The organism is Nocardia anaemiae NBRC 100462, from assembly GCF_001612725.1.
GTDB classification, from domain to species: Bacteria; Actinomycetota; Actinomycetes; order Mycobacteriales; family Mycobacteriaceae; genus Nocardia; species Nocardia anaemiae.
Map to the genome: position 1 here is coordinate 16,671 of NZ_BDAZ01000006.1, position 10,607 is coordinate 27,277.

Below are 10,607 nucleotides of genomic sequence, written 5' to 3' on the forward strand. Positions count from 1 at the left end.
TTCAGCTCTCGGGTGCCTGCTTGGTCACGAAGTCGTAGGCCGCCATGGGTCCGAGCAGGCTCAGCTCGACACGGTCGTCCCAGTCCGCGGCGAGCCGACGCAACACATCCTCGAGATCGCCTTGCCGATTCCTGTCGAGCAGAACCGCGATGTGCACCGCGTCCTCCTCGTGGGTGGGCTGCCGCTGGTTGACGAGCGGATCGAACTGCTCGAGTTCGGAAATCACCCTCCGGGTGTCCTCGGCGCGTTTGGCTTCGATCGCCTGATTGATCCTCTCACCCAGCGCGATCCGCGCATCGCGGGTGGCGTCTTCGGGCTTGTCGCGGATCTCCTCACGTAACCGGGCGACTTCGGCGTTTTCCTCGACGAGTTCCCGCAACACGGCGTTCTCGACATAGCGTCCCTTGACCACGAACTGCGCACGACCCTCCAGTTCGGCCAGCGCGGAGCGGAACTCCTCCTCGTGTTCGGCGAGCAGCTCGTTCTCCACCGCCTGCGCATCGGTCAGCACCGCGCCGAAGCGCAGCGGCAGCACCGGAACCACGGCCGCCGACTCGTCCAGCAGTTTGGCGTGCGCGGCGAGGTCGTCGGGCTCGCCGAGCGGGCGATCGGTGGCGATGTCACTGACCAGCGCGGCGATCTCACCGTGCCGCACCACTTCGATATCGCTAGGGGGATCGCCGACACCACTGGCGTGCGGCTGGGGCTCCACATCGGCGGGCACGATTCCATAGACGTATACGGCGTGGTCGGTAGCCATTATTCCTCCCTGCGCCTGGATGACCGGGGTGCTGTCTGACGCTTCTCCTCGACGTCGTCGAGGAAGCCCTTGACCTTCTCGCCCGCCGCCTCGAGCGCACCCTTCGTCTTGTGCTTGCTCGCGCCTTCGGTGACGTCGCCGACGATATCGGTCAAGCCCTTGGGTTCACTGGTGGAAATTTCGAGCCGGTTGACGGCCTCGGCAAAGCGCAGATATGTGTCGACGCTGGCCACCACGACTCGGGCGTCGATGGTCACCAGTTCGATCCCGACCAACGACACGCGCGCGAACGCGTCGATGACCAGTCCTTTGTCCAGAATCGTGTCTACAACGTCGGCGAGGCTGGAGGAATTCGGGCGCGCCATGGTGCCGGTTCCGCCACCGCCTGCGGGTTCGATGGTCATGTTCGTGCTTTCCTCTCGCTCGACCTGCGCGCCGCTGTGGTGCGGCGCTGAGAGCCCGAGCGACGGCGGCGTGGCGCGGGCTGCTCGTCCTCGTCTTGCTCGTCCTCGTCGAACTCGTCGGACTCGTCTGTGCGTTCCTGTTCGTCTCGATCTTCGTCATCGACGGCTTCGGCGTCTTCCTCGCGCCGTGCGGTCTCGTCGTCCTTGACCACTTTGCTGTCGTGGATCTCGCCGTGCCAGCCCACGATGTCGTCGGGGTGCAGCACCGCCTCCGTCATGACGTGCCGCTCGAATTGCTTCAGTTCCAGGCGGCACCGGCGACCGGCCGCCCGCCACAGGTTGGCTGTCTTCTCGAAGACTCCGTGCGGTTGGTATTCGAGCACCACGAGGATGCGGGTGAGACCCGGCGTGATCTCGTGGAAGCTCACCGCGCCGTCGATGTAGCCCTTGGCGCCTTCGGAACGCCACACGATTCGCTCGTAGGGCACCTGCTCGACGATCGTGGATTTCCAAGTCCGCCTGGACCAGAACACTTTTCCCGTCCAGGTGAGTTTCGCGTCCGCGACCTGCTGGACCTGCTCGACCTTCTTGGTGAATTTCGGAAAGTCCGCGAACTGGGTCCACTGGTCATAGGCCAGGTCGATCGGAACGCCGAGATCGAGGTGCTCGATGATATTGGTCGGTTTACGCTGCTTGCCGCCCCCCTTGCCTTTGCCGCGGGTCATCGACTCCTTGGCCGCTTCGAAGTTGTCGCGGACGGTGTGCTTCAACTTGTCCATGCCCGCACTCATCGTCGCGCGCAGCGGCGAGGCGCCCGCGCTGAGTTTCTCCACTCCCGTCAACGCCGAAAATAGGCTTCCCCCGCCATCGTCAGCGTATTGATTCAGCCGGTCCGCGGTCTTCGATACCGTGCCCGAGAGCCCGGAGGCCGCGCGTTCGGCCAGGGTTGCGGTGAGATTCTGTATCGATTGCTGCAGGGGACTGGTCGGGACCGCTCGTTCGGCCTTGCGCTGGATGGTCGACCCCGCCCCGGTAGCGGCTTTGGTGGCCCGGCCCGCGGAGTCGGCGGCCTTTTTGCCGACTCGGGCCGTCGTATCACGCAATGTCTTGGCCGCCATCGGCCTCATCTCCTGGTGCGTCGCACGGGCGCTTCGTCTGCTTCATCGGTTTCGACGCGACTGCGACGTCGACGGGGCGAGGGCGCCTTCCGCTCGGCGGAACGGTCCGAAGTCCGGGAGGCCGTCCTACGCACGGCCGTACGGCTGCGGCGTGCCCGCGGGCGCGCGCCGGGCCGCTCGGAGTCGTCGTACTCGTCTCGGGCTCGGTCGGAATCGTCCTCGTCGTACTCGTCTTCGTCGTCCTCGGCCGGTTCTTCCTCGGCGCGTTCTTCCTCGGGGAGTTCTTCCTCAGGGGGCTCTTCCTCGACCAGTTCGTCCTCAGGCCGTTCGTCCTCATCCGAATCCGGCTCCCGCGACTCGCCTCGGTCCTCCTGCGAATCGGGTATCGCGCTCTGCTGCAGTCGAGCGTTGAGCGCGTCGATGCGGTTGCTCGCGGCGGTGACCGCGGCGGAGCGCACAGCGCCCAGCAACTCACCCTTGACGGTATCGGTGATCTGGGTCAGCTCCGGCGACGATTTGAGCAACGATGTTCCGCGCTCGAGCAGATCCGCAGACGTTCCGGCCGACCGCCTCGACATCGCCGCACCCGCCAGCGCCAATGCCAACCGCATCTTGCGCGTACGCCCCAGCACGTACCCGATGCCCACCCCTATCGCAATTCTTGCTCCACCTTTCACGGCTCACTCCTTGCTCGCCTCGACATCCGAACGCATCAGCGAAGCCGGGACGTCCGAGACACGACGTCCAGAGTGGGATAGATCGGGACGCAGCACATTCGGCAACTTCAGCGTATTCCTGGTTATCGGATAGGTCCATGGGTGCGGCGAGCGAAAGCGGTTGGACTTCGAGGTTCGGGGTCAAATTCGCCGCCTACCTGCAACGCCTCGCCGACGAGACAACCCGCAACGGCGCTGAGTAGCGTCGACCGGTATGGCTACACCCCAGCATCCGGTCGCCACCGCGGGTACGCGAAAGTTGGCCGCGGCCTGCCGGGCGGAGATTCCAGTGCTGACCCGGCGGTTGCTATCGGCGATTTTCACCGACAACCCGGAGTGGACCGACTACACCTCGGTGCCGCGCAAGGAGTTACGGGAAGGGTGTCGGCAATATCTGACCCGGATTCTGGATCTGCTGGACGGGGCGGCGACCGATCCCGAACACGATGATGTGGCCGCGGCGATCGGCAGGCATCGCGCGGTGCAGGCGGTGCCGTTGGAGGCGATGTTGCGCACATTCCGGCTCGGCGGCGGGATCATCTGGGAGGCGTTGCTGGACAAGGCCGATGAGATCGACGCGCGGGAGATCCGCGAGGCGGGTACCGCGATGTGGACGGTGATCGATGGGTTGTCCTCGGCGCTGGTCACCTCCTATCGCAATGCCGAACTCGAACAGGTGCGCCGCGATGAGCGCCGCAGGCATGCACTGATCGAGGATCTGCTCGCCGGGCGCGCGCAGGATGCGACCTTCGCCGCGCGGGTGGCGCGCGAGCTGAATCTGCCCGCCCAGGGTGGGTATCTGGTGGTCGCGGTTCGCGGCGGCGAGGGGCGGCCGCTGCGGGCGGGCACCGAAACCGCCTTGGGCGCGTTGGGGATTCGGTCGGTATGGCATGACCGGGTCGATGCCACGATCGGGCTGGTGTCACTGGCCCGGCACGACAGCGCTACCGTGCTTGCTCATCTTCGCCCCCAGATTCGCGGACTGGCCGGAGTGTCGCCCGCTGTCGGTGGACTCGCGGATGTCGATACCGCGCACGCACTCGCCCTGATAGCGATACAGACAATGCCCTGGGACGCAACGGGTTTGGTCGCTCTGGACGAGCGATATCCGGAAGCGCTGCTGGTCCGCTCGCCCGACCTGACCGAACTGCTGGTCACCCGAACCCTCGGCCCGGTGCTTGCGCTCCCGGTCAAAGAGCGCGACTCGCTGCTGCACACCCTCGCGGTGTGGCTGGCGGAGAACTGCTCGGCGGCCAACGCCGCGCCGCGTCTGCATTGCCACCGCAATACCGTGATCAACCGGCTGCAACGCGTCTCGGCCCTGCTCGATCGTCCGCTCGAAGGGCAGCGTTCCTACCTGGAGCTCTCGCTCGCGCTCGCGGCGCTGCAACTCGGCGCGTCGGAGTACCGGTAGCGGAATTGGGCTCAGCGCCCATTTCAGGAACCGAATTCCTGGGCTTCGGAGTGATTGTTTGTGCGCTGGGTGGTGACGAGACTCGTCGATGATGACTCGCGCCATACCCGGGCCGAGTCGAAATCGTTCGAGACGAGGAGCACCACGAGTGCCGGACTTCGATCTTCTGGTGGTCGGCGGCGGCCCCGGCGGCTATGTGGCCGCCATCCGCGCCGCCCAGCACGGCTTGACGGTCGCCTTGGTGGAGAAGGAACGGCCGGGCGGGGTCTGCCTGAATTGGGGCTGCATTCCGACCAAGGCCATGTTGCGATCCGCGGAGGTTTTCCAGACTGTCGGCGCCGCAGCGGATTTCGGTGTCTACGCCGACAATGTGCGCTTCGATTTCGCCGCCATCCGCCAGCGCAAGGACGGCATCGTCAAGGAACTCACCGATGGTGTCGCGGGTTTGCTCGCGGCCAACGGGGTGACGGTCATCGAGGGCCATGCGCGCTTCATCGATCCCACCACCGTCGAGGTGCACCAGGTGGGCCCCTCCCCCATCGGCCCGGAAGGCCCGCGCTACGCCGCCGCCCCGACCACGCCGATCCGGCAGGTCAGTGCCCGTGATGTGATCATCGCGACCGGCTCGGTGCCCGCTCGGCTGCCGATTCCGGGCGCCGACCTGCCGGGTGTGATCACTTCCGACGGCGCGTTCGGGTTGACCGAGGTGCCCAAGCGGCTCGTGATCATCGGCGGTAGCGCGGTCGGCGCCGAGTGGGCCAGCCTGTTCGCCACCTTCGGCGCCGAGGTGACGATCGTCGAAATGCAGGACCGGCTCGTTCCCGCCGAGGACACCGATATCGGGGCCGCGCTCGGCCGGTCCTTCGGCAAGCGCGGCATCACGGTGCTCACCGGTTCGACGGTGAAATCCATTGCACAAGAGTCGAATCGGACACTGCGGGTCACTGTGGACGGCCCACAGGCCCGCGAGCTCGAAGCCGACGTGGTACTGGTCGGTGTCGGTCGACGACCCAACACCGCCGACCTCGGTTTGGATATCGCCGCAATCGCCACCGACGACCGGGGATTCGTCACCGTCGACGAGCAGCTGCGTACCGGCACCGCGCATGTGTACGCCATCGGCGACGTCACCGGTCGGGCGCTGCTCGCGCACGTCGCCTCCCATCAAGGCCTCACCGCCGCCGATGCGATCGCCGGACACCGAGCCCATATCGATTACACGGTGATTCCCGCGGCCACCTTCACCCATCCGGAGATCGCCAGCGTCGGACTCACCGAGACCGCCGCCCGCGCCGCCGGGCACGAGGTGATCACCGCGCGCTTCCCATTCGCGGCCCTCGGCCGAGCCAAGACCTTCGGCGAGACCGAGGGTTTCGTGAAAATCATTGCCGGGCAACAGCATCAGGAGGTCCTCGGTGTGCACATCATCGGGCCCTCGGCCAGTGACCTGATCACCGAAGGCGCACTGGCGATTTCGCTCGAGGCGACGCTCGACGAGTTGGCCGACACCATCCACGCCCACCCGACCCTCGGCGAGATCGGCATGGAGGCGGCGCTGGCCGGACTCGGACTGCCCGTACACATCGCGCCACGCAAACGCTGAGGAGTCACCGTGACCACGACCACCGCTACCCGGAAATCCACGTCGAAGGCGGCGGCCCGCAAGGCATTCGCGGGTACCGATCCCGAAACCCTGCGCGGCTACTTCCGCGACATGCTCTTCGTGCGCCGCTTCGAGGAGCGCACCGCGCAGGGCTACACCCAGGCCAAGATCGGCGGCTACTGCCATCTCAACCTCGGGGAGGAAGCCACCGTCGTCGGACTCGCCGCGGCGATGCGCCCGACCGACTACCTGTTCACCAACTACCGCGAACACGGCTACGCGATCGCCAAGGGCATCGAACCCGGTCGGGTGATGGCCGAGCTCTACGGTCGATCCACCGGCACCTCCAAGGGCTGGGGCGGCTCGATGCATATGTTCGACACCGCCACCCGACTGCTCGGCGGCTACGGCATCGTGGGCGGCCAATTGCCCTTGGCCGTCGGCGCCGCACTGGCCATCGACTACCGCGGCGGCGACGATGTGGTGGTCTGCCAAATGGGTGACGGCACAACGAATATCGGAGCATTCCACGAGTCGCTGAATATCGCCGCACTGTGGCACCTGCCGGTGGTTTTCGTGGTGATCAACAACCAGACCGGCATGGGCACCACCGTCGAACAGTCCTCCGCCGAACCCGACCTCTACAAGCGGGCCACCGCATACCGGATGCGTGGCGAACGAGTCGATGGGACCGATGTGCTCGCGGTGCGGGATATCGCTACCGAGTTGGTGGAGGCCGCTCGCCGGGAGGGAAAGCCAGCCCTGTTGGAAGCCGTCAGCCACCGACTCAAGGGGCATTCGGTGGTTGATCCGGCGAAATACCGTAGTGCCGAAGCGGTTTCGTCCGCGCGCGAATCCGATCCGGTCGCGCGGCTACAGCGCGAGCTGATCGCCGCCGGTGTGCTGGACGAAGACGCGGTCGCCGCCATCGAAGCCGAAGTGGGGGAAGGGGTCGACGCCGCAGTGGCATTCGCCGACGCCAGTCCACACCCCGAGCCGACGAGCCTGTTCGACTACACCTACGCCACCCCGGTGGCCGGTGAGTCCCGACGGCTACCCGCCGATCCGCTGTTCTGAAACCTTCCCGCAACCGCTGAGGACACCACCGTGCCTGTCATGACCTATCGCGAAGCGCTGCGCGAAACCCTGCGCGAGGAGATGCGTCGCGATGACGACGTCCTGCTCATCGGGGAAGAGATCGGCGTCTTCGAGGGCTCCTACAAGATCACTGCCGGACTGCTCGCCGAATTCGGCGAAAAGCGGGTCCGCGATACTCCGATCGCCGAAGAGGGATTCGTCGGGGCGGCCATCGGCGCCGCCATGCTCGGCCTGCGCCCGGTCGTGGAACTCATGACGATCAACTTCTCCTTGCTGGCACTGGACCAGATCGTCAACCACGCCGCCAAGATCTACGGCATGTTCGGCGGACAGACCAGCGTCCCGATGGTGATCCGCACGCCCGGTGGCGGCGGCCAACAACTCGGTGCCACCCATTCGCAGAACATCGAGCTGTATTACGCGTTCGTACCCGGACTCAAGGTCGTCGCGCCCAGCACTCCGGCCGACGCGCGTGCACTGCTGCGCGCCGCGATCGAGGACGACGACCCGGTCCTGTTCCTGGAGAACCTCGCCCTCTACAACACCAAAGGCGAAGTACCGGAGGATCTTCCGCCCGCGCCCATCGGCAAGGCCGCGATCACACGTGCGGGTACCGACATCACCCTCATCGGCTACTCGCGCATGGCGACCATCGCCAGCCAGGTCGCCGAGCGCCTTGCCGCCGAAGGGATCTCCGCCGAGGTCATCGACCTGCGCAGCCTGCGGCCGTTGGATCGCGACACCATTGTCGAATCGGTTCGCAAGACCGGCTGCGCGGTGGTGGCCGAAGACGATTGGCTCACCTACGGCATCGGCGCGGAAATCGCCGCCTCCATCTCCGACGGGGCCTTCGACTACCTCGACGCCCCGGTCCGGCGAGTCGCCGCCGCGGAAGTCCCGTTGCCCTACGCCAAAACCCTCGAGCAGATAGCGCTGCCGTCCGCCGAATCCCTGTATACCGCCGCCGCGGAAACACTCGCGGCCGTCGGCCGACGCCGCTGAGAGGACATCACATGCCCGACGTCATCATGCCCCGCCTCTCCGACACCATGGAGGAAGGCGTCGTCGTCGCCTGGCTCAAGCAGGTCGGCGACAAGATCAGCCGCGGCGATATCCTCGCCGAAATCGAGACCGATAAAGCACTGATGGAACTCGAGGCCTACGAGGACGGGGTCCTCGAGCAGATTCTTTTCGAACCGGGTTCGCGGGTTCCGATCGGCAATACCATCGCGCTGATCGGTGACGGAACCGGGTCCGCGACGGCCGTACCGAACCCCGCTGCCGAAAGCGTTGCGGATACGGCGAGCGACCATGTCGCCCCGTCGAGCGGCCCTGGCGCGCCATCTGATCCGATCGAGGCTGCGGAAAACGTCTCCTCGGATACCGTGACCCGAAAGAAATCCTCGCCACTGGCCCGCAAGATCGCGCGCGAGCTCGACGTCGACCTCGCCACCGTAACCGGCACCGGACCCGGCGGACGGATCACCCGCCAGGATGTCGAATCCGCTTACCGCACTATCGAATCCACTCCCGCCGCACCGCCGGTAGCATCCACCAGCCCTGCGGGCGACTACGACGAGATCCCGCTCAGCACCATTCAGCAGGTCTCGGCCAAACGCCTCACCGAGAGCAAACAGCAAGCCCCGCACATCTACTTGACCAGTGCCATCGACGTCACCGATCTGCTGGCCTTCCGCGCGGAGATCAACCGCACCCTCGAACAGGCAGGCAAAACCAAGGTCAGCGTCAACGATCTGCTCGTCAAAGCGGTCGCCACCACACTGCGCACCGATCCCGCCGTCAATGTCTCCGTCGCCGACGATAAACTCCTGCGCCACCGCGGAATTCACCTCGGCATCGCCGTCGCCACCCCCGCCGGACTGCTCGTCCCGGTGATCCGCGACGCCGACCGCAAATCCATCTCCGAAATCGCCTCCGAAACCCGCGATAAAGCCGAACGCGCCCGTGACCGCAAACTCCGCGCCGACGAAATGAGCGGCGGTACCTTCACCATCTCCAACCTCGGCATGTTCGGCATCGAACAATTCACCGCCGTCATCAACCCACCCGAATCCGCCATCCTCGCCGTCGGCGCGGCCAAGGACGAACTACGCCTCGACAACTCCCAGGTCGTCACCCGCAGCATCCTGCGCGTCACCCTCTCCGCCGATCACCGCGCTATCGACGGCGCCACCGCCGCGCGGTTCCTCCAGCAGTTGACCGAACTCCTGGAGCACCCCCTGCGCATCATCACCTGATGGGACGGGCTCGAGGCGATCGCCTGCGCTATGGAGATCGGCATCCACCGCAGCGCCATCGCCTGGCCCGCGATGATCGAGCCCACTCGGAGTGGTCACCGTCATCGCGAGCAGGGTCGCGGTGATCACCCAGCTGTAGGGGTTTGGCCAGCGTGCAGATCGGAAATGATCGTCGGCAGCTCTTTCGGGCCGGACAAGTCGGACATATGCCGCGCGCACTTGGAGAAACCTACGAACGCCTCAGGATGAACTCGGCCGTATTTCGGATCAATCGTTCCTAGCTGCACCTAGGGCGAAACGATGTAATTGCCGCGATGCAATTCCACGTCGCAGTCCAGTTTCCGGGTTGGCCGCCGCTGCACTACCGGGCAGACTCCCTGGCGGCGCACACCTTCGCGAAGGCCGTCTACGCCCTGCGACTGGCGACGGTTCTTATCGACAGGGATATGCGCGAAGCTCTCCAGCCCCTCCCTTGTCATCGGCTCTGGCTCTGAACAGCCGTGCGGCCTCGCGCTACGACAGCAGACGTCCGGCTGCGTCGACAACGGGCGTCTCGGCTACTCCACGTCGGGAGTAATTGTCCGCACCGTGCAGCCACGGTTTGGTCGTGCTGAAGAAGATCGAGGTGTTCAGGACAACCAGCAGCAGGCACAGCGGCGGAACCGCACCGACAACCGCTTTCGCGACCAGCGGGAGCTCACCGGGATCCGTTGCGGTGAACGCGTTGCCGACCACAGCGGCCGCGACACCGCCCAGCAGCAGAACCCCGAAATACAGTCGGATGATTCCGGTCCGGTACGGCAACGTTCCGACCATCACGTAGCAGTACGCGACCTGGAACACCGTGAGGCCTACGACAATCGGCCAGAGCCATGCGATGATCGGCGGCGTTCCGGCCAACCATGCCAGGTGGTGTCCGAACATGAAGGACGCGATCGCCGCCAGTGCGATCAGGACCGAGGCGGACACGATGGCGACCCGGTTGACGCAGAGCCGCTCAGTCCATGGGTTCATCCGTTCCTCCAAAGTGAGAAAGCATGCGAGTGAAGGGGATTCGTCGCCGTCGATAGGCAATCCAGGTTCGAGAGCTGCTGTGCGCGTCCGGATTTTCAACGCGTACAGCGCTGCGCTGGATGGTGCGGCGAACTATTGCGGCCGAATCGATTCGGCGTTACGCGGATAGCTGTATCGGCGATCGAGCTCGCTGCACCGTCGACGCGGGCAGTCGGCCAGTCG

At 65.7% G+C, this 10,607-nt stretch carries 10 protein-coding genes; 5 read left to right on the forward strand and 5 right to left on the reverse strand.

What is annotated here, in order from left to right:
- Position 1: 1 nt before the first annotated feature.
- The 4 genes from NA5_RS05245 to NA5_RS05260 are packed head-to-tail and all read right to left on the reverse strand — an operon-like array spanning position 2 to position 2,959.
- Positions 2-760 (reverse strand): GvpL/GvpF family gas vesicle protein, encoded by a 759-nt coding sequence (locus NA5_RS05245; RefSeq protein ID WP_062982491.1) that lies wholly within the window; start codon positions 758-760, stop codon positions 2-4.
- Positions 760-1,164: a gas vesicle protein GvpJ gene (gene gvpJ / locus NA5_RS05250; RefSeq protein WP_157110239.1), complete on the reverse strand. Its 405-nt coding sequence runs from the start codon at positions 1,162-1,164 to the stop codon at positions 760-762. Before gvpJ ends, NA5_RS05245 begins: the two co-directional genes overlap by 1 nt.
- Positions 1,161-2,282 (reverse strand): SRPBCC family protein, encoded by a 1,122-nt coding sequence (locus NA5_RS05255; RefSeq protein ID WP_062982493.1) that lies wholly within the window; start codon positions 2,280-2,282, stop codon positions 1,161-1,163. The genes gvpJ and NA5_RS05255 overlap by 4 nt, the downstream gene beginning before the upstream one ends.
- A gap of 5 nt (positions 2,283-2,287) precedes the next feature.
- Positions 2,288-2,959, reverse strand: coding sequence for a hypothetical protein (locus NA5_RS05260; protein ID WP_063813206.1), 672 nt, complete (start codon positions 2,957-2,959; stop codon positions 2,288-2,290).
- 253 nt (positions 2,960-3,212) lie between these two features.
- On the opposite strand from NA5_RS05260, the gene NA5_RS05265 reads away from it, so the two are divergent.
- The 5 genes from NA5_RS05265 to NA5_RS05285 all read left to right on the forward strand — a co-directional run bounded on the left by NA5_RS05265 (position 3,213) and on the right by NA5_RS05285 (position 9,371).
- Entirely contained in the window at positions 3,213-4,412 is a 1,200-nt protein-coding gene (locus tag NA5_RS05265) for a PucR family transcriptional regulator (RefSeq protein WP_062982497.1), read from the forward strand.
- Positions 4,413-4,560: 148 nt separating this feature from the next.
- Positions 4,561-6,015 carry a dihydrolipoyl dehydrogenase gene (lpdA, locus tag NA5_RS05270; RefSeq protein WP_062982499.1) on the forward strand — a complete coding sequence of 485 codons (1,455 nt, stop codon included), beginning with the start codon at positions 4,561-4,563 and terminating at the stop codon, positions 6,013-6,015.
- 9 nt (positions 6,016-6,024) lie between these two features.
- Complete coding sequence (gene pdhA, locus NA5_RS05275; RefSeq protein ID WP_062982500.1) at positions 6,025-7,092, forward strand: pyruvate dehydrogenase (acetyl-transferring) E1 component subunit alpha; 1,068 nt, start codon at positions 6,025-6,027, stop codon at positions 7,090-7,092.
- Positions 7,093-7,131: 39 nt separating this feature from the next.
- Positions 7,132-8,115, forward strand: coding sequence for an alpha-ketoacid dehydrogenase subunit beta (locus tag NA5_RS05280; RefSeq protein ID WP_218020054.1), 984 nt, complete (start codon positions 7,132-7,134; stop codon positions 8,113-8,115).
- 11 nt (positions 8,116-8,126) lie between these two features.
- On the forward strand, positions 8,127-9,371 hold the full coding sequence (locus NA5_RS05285; RefSeq protein WP_174555196.1) for a dihydrolipoamide acetyltransferase family protein: 1,245 nt from the start codon (positions 8,127-8,129) through the stop codon (positions 9,369-9,371).
- Positions 9,372-9,884: 513 nt separating this feature from the next.
- Here NA5_RS05285 and NA5_RS05295 read toward each other — a convergent pair.
- Positions 9,885-10,385, reverse strand: a complete 501-nt coding sequence (locus NA5_RS05295) for a hypothetical protein (RefSeq protein ID WP_062982505.1) — start codon at positions 10,383-10,385, stop codon at positions 9,885-9,887.
- Positions 10,386-10,607 lie beyond the last annotated feature (222 nt).

Excerpts from the sequence above, each read along its gene's own strand:
- NA5_RS05255 (WP_062982493.1), bottom strand. The coding sequence starts at position 2,282 with ATGGCGGCCAAGACATTGCGTGATACGACGGCCCGAGTCGGCAAAAAG.
- gvpJ (WP_157110239.1), bottom strand. The coding sequence starts at position 1,164 with ATGACCATCGAACCCGCAGGCGGTGGCGGAACCGGCACCATGGCGCGC.
- NA5_RS05285 (WP_174555196.1), top strand. The coding sequence starts at position 8,127 with ATGCCCGACGTCATCATGCCCCGCCTCTCCGACACCATGGAGGAAGGC.
- NA5_RS05245 (WP_062982491.1), bottom strand. The coding sequence starts at position 760 with ATGGCTACCGACCACGCCGTATACGTCTATGGAATCGTGCCCGCCGAT.
- NA5_RS05295 (WP_062982505.1), bottom strand. The coding sequence starts at position 10,385 with ATGAACCCATGGACTGAGCGGCTCTGCGTCAACCGGGTCGCCATCGTG.
- NA5_RS05280 (WP_218020054.1), top strand. The coding sequence starts at position 7,132 with ATGACCTATCGCGAAGCGCTGCGCGAAACCCTGCGCGAGGAGATGCGT.
- NA5_RS05265 (WP_062982497.1), top strand. The coding sequence starts at position 3,213 with ATGGCTACACCCCAGCATCCGGTCGCCACCGCGGGTACGCGAAAGTTG.